The following is a 22,047-nucleotide window of genomic DNA, read 5'->3' on the forward strand; positions in this document are numbered from 1 at the left end:
TGTGAGCTGGTGGGGCCCCGAGAAGCGGGAGAAACGGAGCCGGTCAGTCCTGCGGACGCCGCAGGCGGGCCACGAACTTGTACCGGTCACCCCGGTACACCGAGCGCACCCACTCCACCGGCCGGCCCTCCCGGTCCACCGAGTGCCGGGACAGCAGCAGCATGGGCAGCCCCACGTCGGTGCCGAGCAGGCTCGCCTCGCGCGGGGTGGCCAGCGAGGTCTCGATGGTCTCCTCGGCCTCGGCCAGATGGACGTCGTAGACCTCGGCGAGCGCGGTGTACAGCGAGGTGTACTTCACCAGTGAACGGCGCAGCGCGGGAAAGCGCTTGGCGGAGAGATGGGTGGTCTCTATGGCCATCGGCTCGGCGTTGGCCATGCGCAGCCGCTCGATGCGCAGCACCCGGCCCCCGGCGCTTATGTCCAGCAGCCCGGCCAGCCGGTCGTCGGCCGTGATGTACCCGATGTCCAGCAGTTGCGAGGTGGGTTCGAGCCCCTGGGCCCGCATGTCCTCGGTGTAGGAGGTGAGTTGGAGCGCCTGGGCGACCTTGGGCTTGGCGACGAAGGTGCCCTTGCCCTGGATGCGCTCCAGCCGCCCCTCCACCACCAGCTCCTGGAGGGCCTGGCGGACGGTGGTGCGGGAGGTGTCGAACTCGGCGGCCAGCGTGCGCTCGGGCGGCACCGGCGTGCCCGGCGGAAGCGTCTCCGTCATCTCCTGGAGATGCTTCTTCAGGCGGTAGTACTTGGGCACGCGCGCGGTACGGACGGTCGCGCCGGCCTCGTTCTCCGCCCTGCTGACGTCGGTGCTCATGGCTGCCTTCCCGGCTCCGGTTCCGTGATCTCCCTGTATACCGCCGCACCCCTGGTTGGTCTAGTCCACCCGTGCCCGGCGGGTCAGTGGTCCACCGGAACTGGGCCGTCCGAACTGTCTGTTGCGCAATGAAAGGTCCCTGCATATCTCGGTCGCGTCACGGACGCCCGGAGCCCACCTGAACACCCTTGACAGCCCTTTTGGTCTGGGCCAAGCTCCCCGTGCTGGTCTACACCATTGGTCCAGTCCCGGCTCCGAGGGCGGTACGACGCGCAAGTGTGACACCGCGGGGAGGCAGGGGGGTTGTGGGCATCCCTGAGGAGGATGGCGTGAAGCGCAGACTGATAGCCGCGATCGGCGTCGCGGGCATGATCGTCTCCATCGCCGCGTGCGGCAGCGACGACGGCGAGGGCAAGGGGGGCGACAGTGACGCGCTGACCGTCTGGCTCACCGTCGACGCGCAGAACAACTGGCCGAACCTGGTCAAGGCCGCCGACGCCGCGGTGGTGAAGAAGCACCCGGGCCTGAAGATCAAGCACGAGTACTACGGCTGGCCGGACAAGAACACCAAGCTGGACGCCGTCCTCGCCACCGACAAGGCCCCCGACGTGGTCGAGATGGGCAACACCGAGATGCTCGGCTACATGGTGAAGGGCGCCTTCGCCCCCCTGGAGCCCGGCAAGTTCGAGAACTCGGACGCCTGGCTGGACGGCCTGAAGGCATCGGTCACCTACGACGGCAAGACCTACGGCGTGCCGTACTACGCCGGTGGCCGCGTCGCCAACTGGCGCAAGGACGTTGCCGCTTCGGTCGGTGTCAAGACCCCGCCGAAGACCTACGCCGAGCTGACCTCCGCCCTGGACAAGATCCAGAAGAAGGAGGGCGACAAGTTCAACGCCTGGTACCAGCCCACCCGTGACTGGTACGCGGCCATGTCCTTCGTCTACGACGCGGGCGGCGCCATCGCCAAGGAGGAGGGCGGCCAGTGGAAGGCGTCCCTCTCCTCCCCGGAGTCGGTCAAGGGCCTCACCGCCTACAAGCAGGTCCTCGACAAGTACATGCACGGCGACAAGACCAAGGACGAGTCCGACCGTTACCTCGTGTACGGCCAGGGCAAGTCGGCCATGATCTTCGGCGCGGCCTGGGAGGGCGCGACCTCCGCCGACCCGAAGAACGACAAGACCGGCAAGCTCAAGGACAACCTCGAGAACTTCGTGATGCCCGGTCCGTCCGGCAAGAACATGCCGGTGTTCCTGGGCGGTTCCGACCTCGCCGTGCCGGTGAAGTCCCACAACCAGGACATCGCCGCCGAGTGGATCAACGCCTTCACCGGTCCCGAGGGCCAGAAGGGCCTGATCGCCAAGGGCAACCTGCCCAACAACAAGACCGACCTCGCCACCCTGAAGAACGACCCGGCGACCGCCGTGCCGGCCACTGCGGCCGAGTCCAACTGGTTCGTGCCGATGGCGCCGGGCTGGGGCCAGGTCGAGAAGGCGCAGGTCCTGCAGACCATGCTCCAGCAGATCGGCACCGGCAAGAAGTCGGTCCAGGACGCCGCCAAGGAGGCGGACGCCGCGATCGACAAGGTCATCAACACCAAGTGACCCCGGTGCGCCGCGCGGGCCGTAAAAGCCCGCGCGGCGCCCGCCGTACCGCTCGCACAGGTTTTAAGGGATCGCCGAGGAGCGCGATGAGTGCCGCAGACACGACCACGCCTGCAAAGGTGCCGCCGCAGCGGCAGGCGCCCCCGCCCGGCCCGCCGCCCCGGCCCCGCCGCCCGGCCTCCGCCAAGGGCGGCGCCACCACTCCCTGGCTGCTCCTCGCGCCCTGTCTGCTGATCCTCGCCGGTGTCATGGGCTACCCCCTGGTCCGGCTGGTCACCCTGTCGTTCCAGAAGTTCGGCCAGTCCCAGCTCTGGGGCTTCCAGGAGCCGGAATCGGTCGGCTTCGCCAACTTCTCCAAGGTGCTGAGCGACTCCGACTTCTGGCAGGTCGTGCTGCGCACCATCGGCTTCACCGCCGGCGCCGTCGTCTTCACGATGGTCATCGGCATGCTGATCGCCCTGCTGCTCCAGCGGGTCTCCGGCTGGGTGAAGACCCTCATCAACATCGCGCTGGTGGCGAGCTGGGGCATGCCCGTCATCGTCGCCACCACGGTCTTCAAGTGGCTCTTCGACGCCGACTACGGCATCCTCAACGCCCTCATCAGCAAGCTGCCCGGCGTCGACCTGATCGGCCACAACTGGTTCGCCAGCGGCCCCGAGGGCCTCGCGGTGATCATGCTGCTGGTGGTCTGGGGCGCGGTGCCCTTCGTGGTCATCACCCTCAGCGCCGGACTCACCCAGGTTCCCGCCGAGCTGGAGGAGGCCGCCCGGCTGGACGGCGCCGGCTCCTGGGGCGTCTTCCGGTACGTCACCCTGCCGGTGCTCAAGCCGGTGATCGTCATGCTGACGACCCTCTCGGTCATCTGGGACATGGGCGTCTTCCCGCAGGTCTTCGTGATGCGCAACGGCCACCCCGAGGCCCAGTTCCAGCTCCTCACCACCTACTCCTACGACCGCGCCTTCGTGGTCAACGACTACGCCCAGGGCTCCGCCATCGCCCTCATCACCGTGGTGCTGCTGCTCGGCGTCGTCGCCGTCTACATGCGCCAGATGCTCAAGATCGGAGAGGTCGAGTGACCAGCACGGCTTCCCCCGCCCGCCGGACCTCCAAGGCCGGCTGGAACATCCTCGGCCTCCTCGTCGCCGCCACCGCGGGCTTCCCCGTCTACTGGATGCTCAACACCGCGATCAAGCCGGCCAAGGACGCCATCGACCCCGACCCGAGCCTGCTGCCCACCGGGTTCACCCTGGACAACTTCAGCCGGGCCTTCGACATCGCCGACTTCTGGGGGCCGGTCGGCCGCAGCCTGGTCGTCTCGCTGTCCGTGGTCCTCATCGGCGTGATCGTCGGCATGCTCGCCGCGCTCGCCATCTCCCGGTTCGCCTTCCGGGGCCGGAAGATCGTGATCGTCGGCATCCTCGCGGTGCAGATGGTCCCGCTCGTCGCCATGATCATCCCGGTCTTCCTGCTGCTGAACGACCTGCATCAGTACGACAAGCTCACCGGCCTGATCATCACCTATCTGACCTTCATCCTGCCGTTCACGGTGTGGACCCTGCGCGGCTTCATCGTCAACATCCCGCGCGAGCTGGAGGAGGCGGCCATGGTCGACGGCTGCTCCCGCACCGGCGCCTTCATCCGCGTGGTCTTCCCGCTGCTCGCCCCCGGCATGGTCGCCACCTCGGTCTACGGCTTCATCCAGGCGTGGAACGAGTACCTCTACGCCCTGATGCTGCTCAGCCAGGAGAACCAGACGGCCACCGTCTGGCTCGGCAACTTCACCACCAAGCACGGCACCGAATACGCCCCGATGATGGCCGGCGCCACCATGATGGCCGTGCCGATCGTCGTGCTGTTCCTCCTCGTCCAGCGCAAGATGGCCGCGGGGCTGACCGCGGGCGCCGTGAAGGGATAACGCCACCCGATGACGACAATCGCCCGCGGTACGGACACCCTGACGCGCGACGCGCTCACCGTCCTCCAGCCCGGCTTCACCGGCACCACCGCCCCCGACTGGCTGCTGCGCCGGCTCGGCGAGGGCCTCGCCTCGGTCGGCCTGTTCGGCCGCAACATCGTCTCGCCCGGGCAACTGGCCGCGCTCACCGCCCAGTTGCGTACCGAGCGGCCCGACGTCCTGGTGGCCATCGACGAGGAGGGCGGCGACGTCACCCGCCTGGAGGCCCGTACCGGTTCCTCCTTCCCCGGCAACCACGCCCTCGGCGCGGTGGACGACGTGGCGCTGACCCACGCCGTCGCCCGGGAACTCGGCCGCCGTCTCGCCGCCTGCGGGGTGCACCTCAACTGGGCGCCCTCCGCCGACATCAACTCCAACCCCGACAACCCGGTCATCGGCGTCCGCTCCTTCGGCGCCGACACCGGCCTGGTCGCCCGGCACACCGCCGCCTATGTCACCGGCCTGCAGTCCGCCGGGGTCGCGGCCTGCACCAAGCACTTCCCGGGCCACGGCGACACCGCCGTCGACTCCCACCACGCGCTGCCCCGCATCGACGTGGCCGCCGACGTGCTCCAGGCCCGCGAACTCGCGCCCTTCCGGGCCGCCCTCGCGGCGGGCACCCGCGCGGTGATGAGCGCCCACATCCTGGTCCCCGCCCTGGACCCGGACCGCCCCGCGACCCTCTCCCGGCCGGTCCTCACCGACCTGCTGCGCGGCGAACTCGGCTACCAGGGGCTGATCGTCACCGACGGCATGGAGATGCGCGCCGTCTCCGGCACCTACGGCATCGAGCACGGCAGCGTCCTCGCCGTCGCGGCCGGCGCCGACGCCATCTGCGTGGGCGGCGGCCTCGCCGACGACGAGACGGTACGGCGGCTGCGCGACGCCCTGGTGGGTGCCGTGCGCTCCGGTGAACTCCCCGAGGAGCGCCTCGCGGACGCGGCCCGCCGGGTGCGCGAACTGGCCGCCTGGACGGCGAACGGCACCACCGGGGACACCGCCCCCGACCCCGAGGCCGGACTGCGCGCCGCCCGCCGGGCCCTGACGGTGACCGGCGGCGAGGCGTTCACCCCGCTCACCGAGGCGCCCTACGTCGCCGCCTTCACCCCGGTCGCCAACATCGCGGTGGGCGACGAGACCCCGTGGGGCGTCGCCGCCGAGTTGTCCAAGCTGCTGCCGGGCACCCTCACCGGAAGCTTCACCGGCGACTCGGCCGGCTCCGACGCCCTCGCGGCGGCGGGGGAGCGCCGGCTGGTCGCGGTGGTCCGGGACGAACACCGGCACCCCTGGATGGCCAAGGCCCTGACCACCCTGCTGACCGCCCGCCCGGACACCGTGGTCGTCGAGATGGGCGTCCCCCAGTCCCCGCCCCGGGGCCACCTCCACCTCGCCACCCACGGCGCGGCCCGCGTCTGCGGCCGGGCCGCGGCGGAGGTCATCGCGGGGGTGTGACCTGGCGCTCGGTCCCCGTGGTGCGCCCACGGGGACCGAGGCGTTTCTACAGGCCCTGCCACTCCGGCTTGTGGGCGTACGTGTGGCGGAAGTAGTCGGCCAGCTTCAGCTTGGAGGCGGCGGCCTCGTCGGCGACCACCGTGGCGTGCGGGTGGAGCTGGAGGGCGGAGGCGGGACAGATCGCCGCGACCGGGCCCTCGACGGTGGCCGCGACCGCGTCCGCCTTGCCCTCGCCGGTGGCGAGCAGGACCAGGTGGCGGGCCTCCAGGATGGTGCCGATGCCCTGGGTGATCACGTGGTGCGGTACCTGGTCGATGTCGCCGTCGAAGAAACGGGCGTTGTCGATCCGGGTCTGCTCGGTCAGCGTCTTGATCCGGGTGCGCGAGGCGAGCGAGGAGCACGGCTCGTTGAACCCGATGTGCCCGTCGGTGCCGATGCCGAGGAGCTGGAGGTCCACGCCCCCGGCCGCCGCGAGCGCCCGGTCGTACTCCGCGCACGCCGCCTGCACGTCGTCGGCGGTGCCGTCCGGGCCGGTGAAGGCGTCCATGGGGATACCGAGCGGCTCCAGCACCTCGCGGCGCAGCACCGAGCGGTAGGACTCGGGGTGGTCGGCGGGCAGCCCCACGTACTCGTCGAGCTGGGCGATCCTGGCCCGGTGGGTGTCCACCGCGCCTGCGCGCACCTTGGCCGCGAGGGCCTGGTAGACGGGCAGCGGGGTGGAGCCGGTGGCCACCCCGAGCAGGGCGTCGGGCTTGCGGCGAAGCAACTGGGCCATGGATTCGGCTATCAGCTCGCCGCCCGCCGCGGCGTCCGGGACGATGACAACTTCCACGCTGGGCCTGCCGATCTGGAAGAGGGCCGACGGTCGCTGGGGACCGGGGGAGCGCTGGCTATGTGGTTTAGACCAATCTAGCAGAGCGCCCCCCGCCGTACGTGGCGGAAATCGCCAGGCCGACGACCTCCCACGCGCCCCCCGGCCGGGCTAGGCTGCCGGTACGGTGCGGCCCCGCCGCCCACCGGTTCGGGCCCCTCGGGCCATGGACACGCCCGCGTGGTCTAGTCCAGAATGCGGAGAGGCTCCACGCAGGACGACAAGCTGACAAGCCTCCGTCTTCCCCGCACAGGAAGGCGGATCGAGGAACCGGCGCTCTCTGCCCTGACTGCTCCGGCTCCTCGGCCTTCGGCCGACCGGGACCGCACACCCCACGGCCGATGATGCTCCGGGCTGCGGCGCGGGGAGGGCTGAGGGTCCCTCTCAGGCGCCGCGGCCCGCGGGTGTCTTTCCGGCCGGTGACGCGCCCCCGGTACGCTCGCAGCGTGCCCTCCATGAACGAACTCGTCCGCCAGCACACCGCCCTCGGGGACACCGACCTCGAGTGGCTCCATCTGCTGGTCTCGGAGTGGCAACTGCTCTCCGACCTCTCCTTCGCCGACCTCGTCCTGTGGGTCCCCACCAGCGACGGCACCCGGTACGTCTCGGTCGCCCAGATGCGCCCGAACACCGGCCCGACCTCCTACCAGGACGACATGGTCGGCCACCTGGTCCCGCGCGGCCGCCGCCCCCTGCTGGACGCGGCCCTGGACGAGGGCCGGATCGTGCGCGAGGGCGACCCGGAATGGCGCGAAGAGGTCCCCGTACGGGTCGAGTCCATCCCGGTCCGGCGTGAGGGCCGCGTCCTCGGGGTGATCGCCCGCAACACCAACCTGCTGACCGTGCGCACCCCGAGCCGGCTGGAACTCACCTACCTGCAGAGCGCCTCGGACCTCGCGCAGATGATCGCGGCCGGTTCCTTCCCCTTCCCCGACCAGCAGGTCGACATGGACGCCTCCCCGCGCGCGGGCGACGGCCTGATCCGGGTGGATGCCGACGGCATCGTCCAGTACGCCTCCCCGAACGCGCTCTCCGCCTACCACCGGCTCGGTCTCGCCGCCGACCTGGTCGGCCACCACCTCGGCCGCACCACCGCCGAACTCGCCCCGACCAGGGGCCCGGTGGACGAGGCGCTCGCCAAGGCGGCCAGCGGCTACGCGCCCCGCGAGTTCGAGATCGAGGCGAACGACGGGGTCATCCAGTTCCGGTCCATCCCGCTCAAGCCCAAGGGCACCCGCATCGGTTCCCTGGTGCTCTGCCGGGACGTCACCGAACTCCGGCGCCGCGAACGGGAGTTGATTACCAAGGACGCCACCATCCGGGAGATCCACCACCGGGTGAAGAACAACCTCCAGACGGTGGCCGCCCTGCTGCGGCTCCAGGCCCGCCGCATCGACTCCGAGCGCGGCCGGGAGGCGCTGGAGGAGGCCGTGCGCCGGGTCGGCTCCATCGCCATCGTGCACGAGACGCTGTCTCAGAACCTGGACGAGCGCGTGGAGTTCGACGACATCGCCGACCGCGTGCTGGCGATGGTCGCGGAGATCTCGCCGGGCAAGGTGACCGGCCGGCGCAGCGGCCGCTTCGGCTGGCTGGACGCCGAGGTCGCCACCCCGCTGTCGATGGTGCTGACCGAGGTGCTGCAGAACGCCCTGGAACACGGCTTCCGCGAGGGCGACACCGGCACGGTCGAGGTCTCGGCGGTGCGCGGCGGCACCACCAAGGAGGCCCGGCTGCTGGTCACCGTCCAGGACGACGGGGTCGGCCTGCCCGAGGGCTTCGACCCGCACACCGCGGGCAACCTCGGCCTCCAGATCGTGCGGACGCTGGTGGAGGGCGAGTTGGGCGGCACCTTCGACATGATCCCGGCGCCGGAGCGCGGTACTCGGGTCATCCTCGACATTCCGGTGCGGCCGCAGAAGTGAGGCGGGTGTCTGAGCCGGCGCGGGCAAGCGAAAAGCCCCGGACCGGTGACGGTCCGAGGCTGGTGCTCGTTGCTGAGCTGCTCCGCTGAGGCGGAGCCCCCCAGGTCGGTGACCCGGGGAAAGCATCGGGGGTACTGCGCGCTGCGGCTCGGGGGCGGGAGAAGCGTGGTGCCCGGTACGGGAGTTACCCGTCGGGCCCACGCGCCGCCAAGCTCAGGCTGTCAGCAGGGGTGACTCGTCAGGCAGAAGCCTGGCGAGCACGGTTGCGGGCGGCGCGGCGCTTCATCGCGCGACGCTCGTCCTCGCTCAGACCACCCCAGACGCCGGAGTCCTGACCGGACTCGAGCGCCCACTGCAGGCACTGCTCCATGACGGGGCAGCGGCGGCAGACGGCCTTGGCTTCCTCGATCTGCAGCAGCGCGGGACCGGTGTTGCCGATGGGGAAGAACAGCTCGGGGTCTTCCTCGCGGCAAACGGCGTTGTGACGCCAGTCCATGGCTGCTACCTCTCCTTGGTATTACATGCAGATTGCTTGTGAATGTGAACGCTTTCACGAGTCCCTCAACAAGTGAAGGGCCGATCACCGGGTCTCCCCGGCGTGGACCTGTGTTTTGAAGAGGGGTTCTGGCGACCACTGGAAGCCGGTCTTGCGGGCCGTCCCGATCGCCATGTAGAGACTCGCAAACCTCGGCGGCGGATACAACCCCTTCCGGAAGATTTTTTTTGATTCCTCGGTGTCGACTAGGTCACAGCCGTACTTCCATGGGGTGGACGGTGGCCTAAACGTTCGAGTGAAAGGACTTTCGCCCGTTCCGCTCACACAATCACACGCAGTGCACGGCGAACGCCTGTGAACGTCACGCTCGTCCGCAGCCCCAGGTGGTCACCGTCCATCTGAAGGGGCAGAGGGACCTTCGAATGCAAGGTGAAGCGGTCCAGGTCGTGCAGCGAGACAGCGTGTCTCCCATGGGGTCCACGCTCGGGGGACGAAGTGAGCAACTGGGTCGCATACCGGGCAACCGCGGCCGTGGAGAGTCGCTTCAGCCCGAGCACGTCGATGCCTTTATCGAACGACGCCTTAGGCGATGTGTACATCGGGCGATTGCCGAGATACGTCCACGGCGACGTGTTCGAGACTATGGCGACGGCGAGCTCCGACACCGGTTCCGCACCCGGTCGTTCCAGGGTGATGGTGCCGTGTCTGCGATTCGGTTCACCCATGAACTGCCTTGCTACTTGGCGGACATAGAGCGCGTGCGTCGACTTCTTGCCGCGCTCCCGTTCCCTTTCGACCCTGCCCACAACTCCGGCGTCGAAGCCGAGTCCGGCATTGAAAGTGAACCAGCGTTCCGGCACCGCCTCGTCCGCCGTGCCCGGCGTACCCGAGGTGAGACCGAGGCCCACCACGCGTTCCCGGCGCTCGCGCAGGGCGTCCAGCAGGGCGCCGGTCGCCTCGACGGGGTCGTTGGGCAGGCCGAGCGCGCGGGCGAACACGTTGGTCGAGCCGCCGGGGACCACCGCGAGACCGGGCAGCCGCTCGGGGTCGGGGCCGGCGTGCAGCAGGCCGTTGACCACCTCGTTCACGGTGCCGTCGCCGCCGAGGGCCACCACCATGTCGATGTCGTCACTCTCCGCAGCCGACCGCCCCAGATCGCGCGCGTGGCCGCGGTACTCGGTGTTGACGACCTCCAGCTTCATCTCGCTGGCGAGGGCGTGGATCAGTACGTCGCGTCTGCGGGCGCTTGTGGTGGTTGCCGCCGGATTGACCACGAGAAGTGCACGCATGCATGGCAGCGTACCTACTGGGGGGTATCCGGCCCAGGGAGAGCCGGAGATCCATGGACGAAGAGGGCGTGAGCCTCACCACGCACCCTCCGGGGCCCGTCGCACACGGGGCTACCCTTCTCGGGTGAGCAGTGAGCAGACCCCCGCGCAGACGCCCCTGGCGGAGACCGCCGACACCGCCCCGGCCGCCGGAGAGCGTCCGCGCCGCCTGACGTACGCCGCCGGGCTGGCCGCGCTGGAGGGGATCGCCCTCGTCGTGGCGGGCGGCTGGATTCTCGCGCTCGGTCTCGCCGGCAGCCCCGACGACCGTCAGCAGGCCGTCACCGGGGGGATCACCCTGCTGGTGCTCGCGCTGCTGCCGCTGCTCGCCGCGCGCGGACTGTGGCAGGTACGCCGCTGGAGCCGGGGCCCCGCCGTCATCACCCAGATCCTCGCGCTGCCGGTTGCCTACAACCTGCTCCAGGCCGACAGCATCGCCATCGGGGCGGGCATCGCCCTCGCCGTGGTCTCGGTGACCGCGCTGGTCCTGCTGGTCAACCCGGCCACGACCCGCGCCCTCGGGATCACCGGGCCGGGCCGCGCCGAATAACGCCCCGCTCGGGCGCCGCTACTCCTCCACCAGGAGCTTCTCCCGCAACTGGGCCAGGGTGCGGGCCAGCAGCCGGGAGACGTGCATCTGCGAGATGCCGACCTCCTGCGCGATCTGCGACTGGGTCATGTTGCCGAAGAAGCGCAGCAGCAGGATGCGCTTCTCGCGCGGCGGGAGGTCCTCCAGCAGCGGCTTGAGCGACTCCCGGTACTCCACCCCCTCCAGTGCCTCGTCCTCCGCGCCGAGGGTGTCGGCGACCGCCGGGGACTCGTCGTCGGTGTCGGGGACGTCCAGCGACAGCGTCGAGTACGCGTTCGCCGACTCCAGCCCCTCCAGCACCTCCTCCTCGGAGATCGCCAGCTTCTGGGCCAGCTCGTGCACCGTGGGGGAGCGGCCGTGCAACTGCGACAGCTCGGCCGTCGCCGTGGTCAGCGCGAGCCGCAGCTCCTGGAGCCGGCGCGGCACCCGCACCGCCCAGCCCTTGTCCCGGAAGTGCCGCTTGATCTCACCGACGACCGTGGGCGTGGCGTACGTGGAGAACTCCACGCCCCGCTCCGGATCGAACCGGTCCACCGACTTGATCAGGCCGATCGTGGCGACCTGGGTGAGGTCGTCCAGCGGCTCGCCCCGGTTGCGGAAGCGGCGCGCCAGATGCTCGACGAGCGGCAGATGCATGCGGACCAGCCGGTTGCGCAGCTCCGCGTACTCCGGGCTGCCGTCCTTCAGGCCGCGCAGCTCCACGAAGAGCGCCCTCGCGCCGCTGCGGTCGTGCGGGTCGTGCCGTGCCGCCCGGACGGTCTCCGCGCCGGGCGCGGTGTCCTCGGCGTATCGCTCGTGCTCGCTCATCGTCCCGCCCGTAGCCCTTCCCCGAGCCCTCGCCCCCGCGCGGTCGGCGGGCTGCTCCCCGCCGCGCTCCCCCGGAGGCGCGCTCCGCACGGCACCCTCGCCGCCGGCCCGCGCGGAGTCGTCCTCCGGGTGGGGCCGGGCCTGCTCGGGGATGCCGTCGACGCCGTCGGCCATGTGCCGGGGGCCGTCCTGGGGGACCGCCCGCAGGCTCTCGGCCTGCTTGGCCGGCAGTTCTCGCGCGCCGCGCTCTTCGTCCCGCACCGGACCGTCCCCGTTCCTCACGCCGGGCCGGGGCCCGCGCCGCGCTGTTTGTAGAGACTGATCGACACGGTCCGGTCCTCGTCGACGGCGGAGGACACCTTGCCCGCCAGGGCCGACAGCACGGTCCAGGCGAACGTGTCGCGCGACGGGGCGTGGCCGTCGGTGGTCGGAGCCGACACCGTGACCTCCAGCGAGTCGTCGACGAGGCGGAAGACGCAGCTCAGCACGGAGCCCGGCACGGCCTGCTGGAGCAGGATCGCGCAAGCCTCGTCGACCGCGATGCGCAGGTCCTCGATCTCGTCCAGGGTGAAGTCCAAGCGGGCCGCCAGACCGGCCGTGGCCGTCCGCAGCACCGACAGGTAGGCACCCGCGGCCGGAAGCCGGACTTCCACGAAGTCCTGGTTCGCCGTGGGCTCGCCTGCGATCTGGGACACCCTCACCTCCATGGTGGTACAAGCTTCACGGGGCCGAGGGTCGCCCCCCGGGGTAACGCGTACGTGGTTCCGCGGTGACGCTATCGCGCTCGGAACGTTCCTGTCCCCGCGCCCCCGGCCCCCTGGCGTTACTCACAGTAAAGCTCCGTATACGCTCCGTGTCTAGGGGGTGGGGCGGATTCAAATGGGAAGAGCGCGCGCCGGGTTGACGTACCCAGGCATCGGGCGCTCGAACCACCCGGAACACCGCCGTGCCGTCCACTTTCACACGAGTACGTGGTCCACGAAACACCACCGCCAGTCGTCTCCGGGTTCGAACGTCCGCATCACCGGATGACCCGAGTCCGCGTGGTGCTTCGTGGCGTGCCGGTTCGGCGAGGAGTCGCAGCAGGCGACATGGCCACAGGTGAGGCAGAGCCGCAACTGCACCGGGTCGGTCCCTTCCGCGAGACACTCCAGGCACGTCTCGCTCAGCGGGCCGGGTTCCGGGAGCGGCAGCGCGGCGACGTGCGTGCACTGTTTCATGATTGCCAGATTACGTCGGGAGCGCGGGGACCCGCGCGGAGAACGAGGGTGGGCGAGGACATGGACGTGATGCCGCTCCTGCTGCTGATCGCGGGGAGCGCGGCCGTCGCGGGGATCGCCCGGCGCGGGCCGGTGCCCGCGCCGCTGTTGCTGGTCGGCGTCGGCCTCGCCGCGTCCTATCTGCCGGGCGTGCCGGACTACACCCTCGACCCCGAGGTCGTCCTCCCGCTGCTGCTGCCCCCGCTGCTCTACACCTCGGCCGGCGACAGCTCCTACCTGGACCTGCGCGCCCAGGTGCGGCCGGTGGCGCTGCTGTCGGTGGGCTACGTCCTCTTCGCCACCGTCGTCGTCGGCTGGGTCGCGCATCTGATCGTGCCCGGCCTGCCGCTGACCGCCGCGCTGGTGCTGGGCGCGGTGGTGGCGCCGCCCGACGCGGTCGCGGCCACCGCGGTCGCCCGCCGGCTCGGGCTGCCGTCGAGGATCACCACGATCCTCCAGGGCGAGTCCCTGCTGAACGACGCCACCGCCATCACCGCGTACAAGGTCGCGCTCGCCGCCGCCATCGGGGAGGGCGCCACCTGGGCGGGCGGGCTGGTCGAGTTCCTGATCGCGGCGGTCGGCGGTGTCGGCGTCGGGCTCGTGCTCATGGCGCCGCTGCACTGGCTGCGCACGCATCTGCGCGAGCCGCTGCTGCAGAACACCCTGTCGCTGCTGATCCCGTTCGTGGCCTACAGCGTGGCCGAGCAGTTCCACGCCTCCGGGGTGCTCGCGGTCGTGGTCGTCGCGCTCTATCTCGGGCACCGCGCGTGGGAGGTCGACTTCGCCACCCGGCTCCAGGAGGAGGCGGTGTGGAAGATGGTCGCCTTCATCCTGGAGTCCGCCGTCTTCGCCCTGATCGGGCTCCAACTGCGCATCGTCGTCGAGGGACTCGGCGCCAACGAGGGCATGCGGGCGGTCCTGTACGCCGCGATCCTCTTCGTGGTCGTCGTCCTGGCCCGGCTCGCCTGGGTCTACCCGGCCGCCTTCGTGCCCCGCCTGCTCTCCGCCCGCATCCGGGAGCGCGAGGAGAACCCCACCTGGCGGGGCGCGCTGGTCACCGGCTGGGCCGGGATGCGGGGCGTGGTCTCGCTCGCCATCGCCTTCTCCATCCCGCTCACCGTGCACGGCGGCCACCCCTTCCCGCAGCGCAACCTGATCCTCTTCCTGACCTTCACCACCGTGATCGGCACCCTGGTCATCCAGGGCCTCAGCCTGCCCCCGCTGATCCGTGCCCTGCGCTTCCCGTCCCGCGACCCGCGCGCGGACACCCTCGCCGAGGCCAACGCCCAGGCCCAGGCGTCCCGCGCGGCCGAGTCCCGGCTGGACGAACTCCTCACCGACGAGCGCAACGCCCTGCCCACGCCGCTGGCCGAGCGGCTCCGCGCGGTCATGGAGCGCCGCCGCGACGCCGTCTGGGAGCGCCTCGGCCAGGCCAACCCGGTCACCGGCGAGTCCGTGGACGACACCTACCGCCGGCTCTCCCGCGAGATGATCAGCGCCGAGCGCGATGTCTTCGTACGCCTGCGCGACCACCGCTACATCGACGACGAGATGCTCCGCGCCCTGCTGCGCCGGCTCGACCTGGAGGAGGCGGCCGCCTACCGAGAAGTGGCCTGAAACGTACTGTCCGGGAAGGGCCGCCCGGTGATCACCGCGGCCACGGCGGTCCCGCGCGGGAAGGCGCCCTCCTCGGCCAGCGCGGTGAGCGCGTACAGCAACTTGGCGACATACAGCCGCTCCACGGGCACCCCGTGCCGGTCCTCGAAGTCCGCCGCGAAGGCGTCCAGTTCCGGGGTCGTACGGGCGTAGCCGCCGAAGTGGAAGCGCTCCTCCAGCGACCAGTCGCCGGTACGGGCGCCGAACGCGCGCTCCTGGAGCGCACGTACCTCGGCCGCCAGGAAGCCGCCCTTGAGCACGGGTACGCCCAGCGCGCGCTGTCCGGGGGCGAGTCCGGCGGCAAGGCCGGCGAGCGTGCCCCCGGTGCCGCAGGCCACCGCAACGACCTCCGCGCGGCCCGCCAGCTCCTCGCCCAGCGCCACGCAGCCGCGTACCGCCTCGGCGTTGCTGCCGCCCTCCGGGACGACGTACGCGCCCTCCGCGCGGGCCGCGCGCAGGAGCGCGGCCAGGGTCTCCGGCTCGCCCTTGCGGCGGTACGCGGCCCGGTCGGTGAAGTGCAGTCGCATGCCGTCGGCCACGCACCTGGCCAGCGACGGGTTCAGCGGGCGGCCGGCCAGTTCGTCGCCGCGCACCACGCCGATGGTAGGCAGCCCGAGCAGCCGCCCGGCGGCCGCGGTGGCGCGCAGATGGTTGGAGTACGCGCCACCGAAGGTGACCAGCGCCCGGCCGTGTGCCGCCTCGATGTTGGGCACGAGCTTGCGCCACTTGTTGCCGGTCAGCTCCGGGTGGATCAGATCGTCCCGCTTGAGCAGCAGCCGTACGCCGTGCCGGGAGAAACGGTTGTCCCGTGCCTCCGCGAGGGGGGAGGGGAGTGCCGGGGCGAGGGGGTCGGCGCTGGTCATCCGGCCATTGTCGCCCCTTCAGGGGGCCTCAGCCCTTCAGTTGTGCCTTGATCCGCGAGCGGAGCGAGGCCATGGTGAAGCCGCGCGGGTCGATCTTGCCGGGCTGCCATTCGAGGTGGCCGATGACCGAGCGTTCCGTCCAGCCGTGGTGGCGGCAGATCGCGGCGGCGGCCCGCACGATCGCCTCCATCTGGGCGTCGGGCCAGGGGTCCTTGCCGTCGCCGAGGTTCTCGCACTCGAAGCCGTAGAAGTACCGGTTGCCGTCGGTGTTGGCCTCGTTGTCGGGCGGCAGGCCCTTCTCGGCGATGACCGCGCGGAGCACGTCGTCGTCACCGAGACCGGCGTGGTTGGCGCGGCCGTAGCCGACCAGATGGACCTTGCCGTCCTTGGTGATGACGCCGTGGCAGAGCGGGCCGGGAAGCTCGTCGTAGCCCTCGCGGCACAGCTCCACGGTGCGGGCGCTGCCGCTGGTCACCGTGTGGTGGATCATGACGCCGTGCATCGGGCCCCAGGGACCCTTGTGGTTGCGGTTGTGGGTCCGCCAGGCGCCGACCTCCACGACCTTGACGCCCTCGGCCTTCAGCGCGCTCAGAAAACCGCTCGCGGACATGGGTGGGGACATGGCCGCCTCCTTCGTACCGTTCGGGAAGTTTTGGACGGACCGGCCGTCCCGGCCCACCCGTCACGGTGCTTGTACCGACGTACGGGGGCGGCAATCACATCGTTCGCTCGGTGTGCGAGCCGATCCGGCCATTTTCCTCGGCCGGGATCGTGCCGCTCGGGCGGCGGAGGTCAACAAGGTCGCCCAGTCTGCCCAGTAGTCCGATGATCCATTCCCCTTCTTTCGGGTAATGGTGCGAGCACGCTCCGTGATGAAAGGCTCAGCCTCGAGACCGGTGCCAGGCGAGATTCGGCACGGGCAAACATGGGAGGGCAATTCCTTATGTCGGTAGGCGAAGAGGTCCGCACGGAGCAGGGCAAGCCGCAGCAGTCCCTGGGCACGGCGGCCGCGCGGAACCTGGCCACCACCACCAAGTCCGCACCCCAGATGCAGGAGATCAGCTCCCGCTGGCTGCTGCGCAACCTGCCCTGGGTGGACGTCCAGGGCGGCGCGTACCGGGTGAACCGGAGGCTGACCTACGCCGTGGGGGACGGCCGCATCACCTTCGTGAAGACGGGGGACCAGGTCGAGGTCATCCCGGCCGAGCTGGGCGAACTGCCCGCGCTGCGCTCGTACGAGGACGAAGAGGTGCTCGGCGAGCTGGCCCGGCGCTGCCGGCAGCGCGACATCGCCGCGGGCGAGGTGATCAGCTCCTTCGGCACCCGCACCGAGGAGGTGTACCTGCTCGCCCACGGCCGCGTCGAGAAGATCGGCACGGGCCCGTACGGCGACGACGCGGTGCTCGAAGTCCTCGCCGACGGCGCCTACTTCGGGGAGGCGGCGCTGATCGACCCCGACGCCATCTGGGAGTACACCGCCCGCGCCGCCACCGCGTGCGTGGTGCTGGTGCTCAGCCGCTCGGACTTCGAGCAGGTCGCCGAGCGCTCCGACTCCCTGACCGAGCACGTGGGCCGGCTGCGCGCGCTCCCGGACCAGCGGACCAACAAGTACGGCGAGAAGGAGGTCGAGCTGGCGGCCGGCCACTCCGGCGAGCCCGACATCCCGCACACCTTCGTCGACTACGAGGCGCGTCCGCGCGAGTACGAACTCAGCATCGCCCAGACCGTGCTGCGCATCCACTCCCGCGTGGCCGACCTCTACAACCAGCCGATGAACCAGACCGAGCAGCAGTTGCGGCTCACGGTCGAGGCGCTGAAGGAGCGCCAGGAGCACGAGCTGGTCAACAACCGCGAGTTCGGCCTCCTGCACAACTGCGAGTACGACCAGCGGCTCCAGCCGCACGACGGCGTCCCCGGCCCGGACGACCTGGACGAGCTGCTCAGCCGCCGCCGGGGCACCAAGTTCCTGCTCGCCCACCCGCGCGCCATCGCGGCGATCGGGCGCGAGCTGAACAAGCGCGGACTGGTCCCGGAGACCATCGACGTGGGCGGCAACCGCATCCCCACCTGGCGCGGGGTGCCGATCTACCCGTGCAACAAGATCCCGGTCAGCGAGGCCCGGACCACCTCCATCATCGCGCTGCGCACCGGCGAGGCCGAACAGGGTGTCATCGGCCTCCGCCAGTCGGGCCTCCCGGACGAGATCGAGCCCAGCCTGTCGGTGCGCTTCATGGGTATCAACGAGCAGGCCGTCATCAACTACCTGGTGACCGCCTACTACTCGGCCGCCGTCCTGGTGCCGGACGCGCTGGGCGTGCTGGAGAACGTGGAGATCGGCCGGTGGCGGTGACGCGATCACCTGCCTCCCGCCCCGGCGGCCGACGCCGGGGCGGGGGCCCCACCGTGATCGCCGGTAAGGGGGAACCATGAGCGAATCCATCGTGGAGACCGGGGAGTGCCCGGCGCCGGTCCCGTCGGACGGGGTGCCCAGGCCGCGCCGGGCGGCGGAGGACACGCCGGGGCACGAGGCGGTCGTCCTGCTGGAGCGCACACGGGGTGTCGTGGACCCCGAACTGCGCGCCGCCGTCGAGTCGTTGCCCGAGCGGTTGCGCCGGATCGCGCTCTACCACTTCGGCTGGAGCCACGCGGACGGCACCCCGGCGGCGGGCAACGCGGGCAAGGCGATCCGCCCGGCCCTCGTCCTCGCGGCGGCGTCCGCGCTGGGCGGCACGGAGGCGCGGACGGCGGCCGTGCGGGCCGCCGCGGCGGTCGAACTGGTCCACAACTTCACGCTGTTGCACGACGACGTGATGGACCGCGACACCACCCGCAGACACCGGCCCACGGCCTGGACCGTGTTCGGCGACCCCGACGCGATCCTCGCCGGGGACGCCCTGCAGGCCCTGGCACTGCGGCTGCTCGCCGCTGATCCGCACCCCGCCTCCGGCAGGGCGGCGGCCCGGCTCGCGGAGTGCGTGATCGAACTGTGCGCCGGACAGCAGACCGACACGGCCCTGGAACAGCGCGCCCCCGGCGAGGTCGCCCTCGACGAGGTGCTCGCCATGGCCGAGGCGAAGACCGGCGCCCTGCTGGGCTGCGCCTGCGCCCTGGGCGCGCTGTACGCGGGCGCGGAGGACGAGGTGGTGGCGGCGCTGGACACCTTCGGCCGGCAGGCCGGACTGGCGTTCCAGCTCATCGACGACGTGATCGGCATATGGGGCGACCCCCGTCGCACCGGCAAGCCGGCCGGCGCCGACCTCGCCGTCCGCAAGAAGTCCCTGCCCGTGGTCGCCGCGCTGACCTCCGGCACCCCGGCGGGGGCCGAACTGGCCGCGCTGTACGCCCGCCCGCACACGGCGGGGGACGGCGCGGAGATCGCCCGGGCGACGGTCGCGGTGGAGCAGGCGGGCGGCCGGGACTGGGCCCAGGCGGAGGCGGCGGACCGGATGGCCCGCGCGGTGCAGGAACTGGCCCGTGCGGTCCCGGCGCCGGAGGCGGCGGGGGGTCTGCTGGCCCTGGCGGAGTTCGTCACGCGGCGCAGTAGCTGAGCATCTCCACCGGGTCCCGCGCATCCCCACGGTGCGCGGGGCCGACCCGGCCTACCCTGGGCATATGGACAGAGAAGCCCACGTCTGCCCCACCTGTGGCGAGTCCGTCGACACGGTCGCCGGCCGCCGCAAGACGCTGGGGGCGTGGGTGCCGGTGTGGAAACCGGGCCCGTGCCACAACCCGGCCTGCGCCTCGGCCCGTACCGTGACCCCCATGCCGCAGCAGCCCGAGGTTCAGCAGCCCGAGATCCTCCACCTCACCGAACGCGCCCTCTGGGACGCGGCCCGCGAGCAGGGCTCGTACGAGATCTCCACCCGAGGCCGCACCCTTCAGGAGGTCGGCTACATCCACTTCTCCACCCGCGCCCAACTCCCGCGCGTGGCCGCCTTCCTGTACGGCGAGGAGCCCGACCGGGACGACCTGGTGGTCCTGGTCGTCGACCCCGCCTTGCTGGACGCCCCGCTGAAGTACGAGGCGATGCCACCGGCGGGGGAGGAGTTCCCGCATGTGTACGGGGCGGTGCCGGTGTCGGCGGTGGTGGACGTGGAGCCGTGGAAGGCGGCCGGCTAGGTCCTGCCCCGGTCCGTCCTCGGGTCAGCCGAGCCGCTTGCGGTCCTCCTCGTCCCAGGTGCGGGTGTCGCGGGGCTCGACGTAGGGCTCCTCGTCGGCCGGGTGACCGCCGGCGATGGCGCGGTGGCGGCTCATCTCGGCGTCGAACTCCAGGCCGAGCAGGATCGCCAGGTTGGTGAGCCACAGCCACACCAGGAAGACGATCACGCCCGCGATGGCGCCGTAGGTCTTGTTGTACGAGGAGAAGTTCGCGACGTACAGCGCGAAGGCCGCCGAGGCGATCAGCCAGACGACCAGGGCGAGGAAGCTGCCCGGAGTGATCCAGCGGATGCTGCGGATCTTGGCGTTCGGGGTCGCCCAGAACAGGATGGCGATCATGAGCGTGACCAGGACGGCGAGCACGGGCCACTTGGCGATCGACCACACCGTCAGGAACGTGTCGCCGACGCCCAGCGTGGTGCCCACCTGCCGGGCCACGCTGCCGGTGAGGACCACGATCAGCGCGCTGATCACGGCGATGACCATGAGCACCACGGTCACCCCGAGCCGTACGGGCAGCAGCTTCCACACCGGACGGCCCTCGGGCACGTCGTACACGGCGTTGGCGCTGCGGATGAAGGCGGCCACGTAACCGGAGGCCGACCAGATCGCGAGCGCCAGACCCACGAGCGCCATGACCGAGCCGATCCCGCCCTTGCCCTGCATCTGCTGCACCGCGGCGCGCAGGACGTCGCGGGCGGGGCCGGGGGCGAGCTGCTGGATGTTGTCCAGCACCTTCTGGGTCGTCGACCGGCCGGCCAGCCCCAGCAGCGAGACCAGCGCCAGCAGCGCCGGGAACAGCGCGAGGACGCCGTAGTAGGTCAGCGACGCCGCCCGGTCGACCAGCTCGTCCTTCTGGAACTCCTTCAGGGTGCCCTTCAGCACCGCACCCCAGGATTGCGCGGGCAGATCCGTCAGGGAGTCCGGCGCCCGCCGCTCCACCTGCTCCGTCGGACCGAACTCCGTGTCCTGCCCGGCCGACGCGTCTTCTTCGTCACGGGACCCGAATCCCCTCAGCGATTTCTCCATGCCTGCCGGTTGTCCCGTGAGCGGCGAGCTATGTCGGCGCGGCTCGTCTCACCGGCCACCGGAGGACCGCACACGGCCCCTCGAAGGCGAGGCGGCAGTCGGACCTCGGGCGCCGGTGCCGTGAACAGGGAACCCGGCTCAGCACGGTCTCCAGCGGTCCCAACCTTCTGCGGCTGCATCGGCACCGACCCCCTCCTCCCGGTCAACGTCGGCCTTCAAGGGCAATCACGTCTTGAAGGCCGACGTCACGCCGAAAACCGGATGAGGAAACGACGCCCGAATCCGGACTGGGACCCTGGGAGTTACCGCTCGGACCGCGCCTTACGTGCCCTGCGCACTCGGGCGGGGTCGAAGGCGTCAACGGCCCCCGCGCCCTGGCCCGGCGTCGCGTCCCAGCCGATGATGCGACGGGCGAGGCGCTCCAGCCGCGGGTCACCGGGGCGTACACCGATGTGGAAGTGGGACTCCTTGACCGGCGTCAGCTCGCCACCCCAGGCGACGACACCTGCGCAGCTCTCGAAAGGGGCTCCAACACTGCGGTCGGTGTATGCCCTTGGAGGTCACCGACGCGCAGCGTGTCGATCTCGTAGGAGAAACGGCGCGAGAGCACCACTCCGGCCGTCAGGCCGGTGCCGAGCAGGAGGGCCTGCCGACGGGTCAGACGGAGTGTCGACGCCTCGTTCACGATGTGTGTCCGTTCCTGTATTGGTCGCGGATGGCCATGGCGGCACAGATGAGGGTGATGGCGATGCAGGCGTAGATCAGCGGGTTGGCGAAGGCCGGGACGAAGCTGTAGCTGTGCCCGTCGTCCCAGTGGCAGGTGGCGGTCAGCGGAAAGGCACTCTGCTCGAACCAGTCCGCGTTGCGCGGAGGCTGGACCGCTTCCCGGCCGCACCCCTTGGCGAAGTCGACGGGGACGACGAACCAGAGGAGGGTGGCCGCGTAGACGAGCACCGAGCCCGTCGTCGAGAAGAGCAAGCCGGCCGGCCAGCGACTCCCACGGCGCCACAGGGTGATTCCACGCCCGACGAGGAAGACGGGTGCGAGAAGGGCCATGAGGATCACCATGGCGATGACAGTCAGCATTACGTCTCCAGGCCAGGACGCCTCAGGCGCTCTCCAACGCGGCCCGTGAAACGAGCACATCGGCGAAGCCCTGGCAGAACTCGGTCAACTTGTCGGTGGGGAGGGTGCCGGGCGGCTGAAGAACGCCGTGCCGGACGTGCTCTTGACGCCCTGCGCTGGCTCGAC

21 protein-coding genes are annotated in these 22,047 nt (G+C 71.0%); 10 read left to right on the top strand and 11 right to left on the bottom strand.

Features of this window, described 5'->3' with window-relative positions; translation table 11 throughout:
* Positions 1-43: 43 nt before the first annotated feature.
* Positions 44-808: a GntR family transcriptional regulator gene (locus tag E5083_RS03375; RefSeq protein WP_030807463.1), complete on the bottom strand. Its 765-nt coding sequence runs from the start codon at positions 806-808 to the stop codon at positions 44-46.
* A 329-nt stretch (positions 809-1,137) separates the two neighbouring features.
* Here E5083_RS03375 and E5083_RS03380 point away from each other — a divergent pair, with 329 nt between their 5' ends.
* The 4 genes from E5083_RS03380 (at position 1,138) to E5083_RS03395 (ending at position 5,818) form a co-directional block, all read left to right on the top strand.
* Positions 1,138-2,412: an extracellular solute-binding protein gene (locus E5083_RS03380; RefSeq protein ID WP_135784068.1), complete on the top strand. Its 1,275-nt coding sequence runs from the start codon at positions 1,138-1,140 to the stop codon at positions 2,410-2,412.
* An 86-nt stretch (positions 2,413-2,498) separates the two neighbouring features.
* Positions 2,499-3,488 carry a carbohydrate ABC transporter permease gene (locus E5083_RS03385; protein WP_135784069.1) on the top strand — a complete coding sequence of 330 codons (990 nt, stop codon included), beginning with the start codon at positions 2,499-2,501 and terminating at the stop codon, positions 3,486-3,488.
* The gene (locus tag E5083_RS03390; RefSeq protein ID WP_135784070.1) at positions 3,485-4,327 is read left to right on the top strand and encodes a carbohydrate ABC transporter permease; all 843 of its coding nucleotides are present in this window, start codon (positions 3,485-3,487) and stop codon (positions 4,325-4,327) included. Before E5083_RS03385 ends, E5083_RS03390 begins: the two co-directional genes overlap by 4 nt.
* Positions 4,328-4,336: 9 nt before the next feature.
* The gene (locus tag E5083_RS03395) at positions 4,337-5,818 is read left to right on the top strand and encodes a glycoside hydrolase family 3 protein (RefSeq protein ID WP_135784071.1); all 1,482 of its coding nucleotides are present in this window, start codon (positions 4,337-4,339) and stop codon (positions 5,816-5,818) included.
* Between the two features lie 46 nt (positions 5,819-5,864).
* Here E5083_RS03395 and nagB read toward each other — a convergent pair whose 3' ends face one another.
* Positions 5,865-6,650, bottom strand: coding sequence for a glucosamine-6-phosphate deaminase (gene nagB / locus E5083_RS03400; protein WP_135784072.1), 786 nt, complete (start codon positions 6,648-6,650; stop codon positions 5,865-5,867).
* A gap of 494 nt (positions 6,651-7,144) precedes the next feature.
* On the opposite strand from nagB, the gene E5083_RS03405 reads away from it, so the two are divergent.
* Entirely contained in the window at positions 7,145-8,611 is a 1,467-nt protein-coding gene (locus E5083_RS03405) for a sensor histidine kinase (protein WP_208753973.1), read from the top strand.
* A gap of 238 nt (positions 8,612-8,849) precedes the next feature.
* Here E5083_RS03405 and E5083_RS03410 read toward each other — a convergent pair whose 3' ends face one another.
* A complete protein-coding gene (locus tag E5083_RS03410; protein WP_016639615.1) occupies positions 8,850-9,107 on the bottom strand; it encodes a WhiB family transcriptional regulator in 258 nt (85 codons plus the stop codon).
* Positions 9,108-9,427: 320 nt separating this feature from the next.
* The gene (locus E5083_RS03415; RefSeq protein WP_135784074.1) at positions 9,428-10,396 is read right to left on the bottom strand and encodes a diacylglycerol/lipid kinase family protein; all 969 of its coding nucleotides are present in this window, start codon (positions 10,394-10,396) and stop codon (positions 9,428-9,430) included.
* Between the two features lie 124 nt (positions 10,397-10,520).
* Here E5083_RS03415 and E5083_RS03420 point away from each other — a divergent pair, with 124 nt between their 5' ends.
* On the top strand, positions 10,521-10,985 hold the full coding sequence (locus E5083_RS03420; protein ID WP_135784075.1) for a hypothetical protein: 465 nt from the start codon (positions 10,521-10,523) through the stop codon (positions 10,983-10,985).
* Between the two features lie 18 nt (positions 10,986-11,003).
* Here E5083_RS03420 and E5083_RS03425 read toward each other — a convergent pair whose 3' ends face one another.
* The 3 genes from E5083_RS03425 to E5083_RS03435 form a co-directional block, all read right to left on the bottom strand.
* Positions 11,004-12,092, bottom strand: a complete 1,089-nt coding sequence (locus E5083_RS03425; protein ID WP_425276686.1) for an RNA polymerase sigma factor SigF — start codon at positions 12,090-12,092, stop codon at positions 11,004-11,006.
* Positions 12,093-12,109: 17 nt separating this feature from the next.
* Positions 12,110-12,526, bottom strand: coding sequence for an ATP-binding protein (locus tag E5083_RS03430; protein ID WP_018544439.1), 417 nt, complete (start codon positions 12,524-12,526; stop codon positions 12,110-12,112).
* A gap of 264 nt (positions 12,527-12,790) precedes the next feature.
* The gene (locus tag E5083_RS03435; RefSeq protein WP_031181152.1) at positions 12,791-13,051 is read right to left on the bottom strand and encodes a UBP-type zinc finger domain-containing protein; all 261 of its coding nucleotides are present in this window, start codon (positions 13,049-13,051) and stop codon (positions 12,791-12,793) included.
* Between the two features lie 60 nt (positions 13,052-13,111).
* Here E5083_RS03435 and E5083_RS03440 point away from each other — a divergent pair, with 60 nt between their 5' ends.
* A complete protein-coding gene (locus tag E5083_RS03440; RefSeq protein ID WP_135784413.1) occupies positions 13,112-14,707 on the top strand; it encodes a Na+/H+ antiporter in 1,596 nt (531 codons plus the stop codon).
* Here the strand turns inward: E5083_RS03440 and E5083_RS03445 are convergent.
* Together E5083_RS03445 and E5083_RS03450 are read right to left on the bottom strand one after the other, a co-directional pair.
* Entirely contained in the window at positions 14,689-15,609 is a 921-nt protein-coding gene (locus E5083_RS03445; protein WP_135784077.1) for a 1-aminocyclopropane-1-carboxylate deaminase/D-cysteine desulfhydrase, read from the bottom strand. The two genes, E5083_RS03440 and E5083_RS03445, sit on opposite strands and share 19 nt — an antisense overlap.
* A 28-nt stretch (positions 15,610-15,637) precedes the next feature.
* Positions 15,638-16,231, bottom strand: a complete 594-nt coding sequence (locus tag E5083_RS03450; RefSeq protein ID WP_208753941.1) for an N-acetylmuramoyl-L-alanine amidase — start codon at positions 16,229-16,231, stop codon at positions 15,638-15,640.
* A 321-nt stretch (positions 16,232-16,552) separates the two neighbouring features.
* Between E5083_RS03450 and E5083_RS03455 the strand changes: the two genes are divergently transcribed.
* From E5083_RS03455 to E5083_RS03465, 3 genes are all read left to right on the top strand, one after another.
* The gene (locus E5083_RS03455) at positions 16,553-17,959 is read left to right on the top strand and encodes a family 2B encapsulin nanocompartment shell protein (protein WP_135784078.1); all 1,407 of its coding nucleotides are present in this window, start codon (positions 16,553-16,555) and stop codon (positions 17,957-17,959) included.
* Positions 17,960-18,035: 76 nt separating this feature from the next.
* Positions 18,036-19,157: a family 2 encapsulin nanocompartment cargo protein polyprenyl transferase gene (locus E5083_RS03460; protein ID WP_135784079.1), complete on the top strand. Its 1,122-nt coding sequence runs from the start codon at positions 18,036-18,038 to the stop codon at positions 19,155-19,157.
* A 214-nt stretch (positions 19,158-19,371) separates the two neighbouring features.
* Positions 19,372-19,728: a DUF952 domain-containing protein gene (locus E5083_RS03465; protein ID WP_135784415.1), complete on the top strand. Its 357-nt coding sequence runs from the start codon at positions 19,372-19,374 to the stop codon at positions 19,726-19,728.
* 24 nt (positions 19,729-19,752) lie between these two features.
* Here the strand turns inward: E5083_RS03465 and E5083_RS03470 are convergent, their stop codons facing one another.
* Both E5083_RS03470 and E5083_RS03480 read right to left on the bottom strand, forming a co-directional pair.
* Positions 19,753-20,796: a YihY/virulence factor BrkB family protein gene (locus E5083_RS03470; RefSeq protein WP_135784080.1), complete on the bottom strand. Its 1,044-nt coding sequence runs from the start codon at positions 20,794-20,796 to the stop codon at positions 19,753-19,755.
* Between the two features lie 681 nt (positions 20,797-21,477).
* Complete coding sequence (locus E5083_RS03480) at positions 21,478-21,882, bottom strand: hypothetical protein (RefSeq protein WP_135784081.1); 405 nt, start codon at positions 21,880-21,882, stop codon at positions 21,478-21,480.
* Positions 21,883-22,047: the final 165 nt, after the last annotated feature.

This window comes from Streptomyces bauhiniae (assembly GCF_004784475.1).
GTDB lineage: Bacteria > Actinomycetota > Actinomycetes > Streptomycetales > Streptomycetaceae > Streptomyces > Streptomyces seoulensis.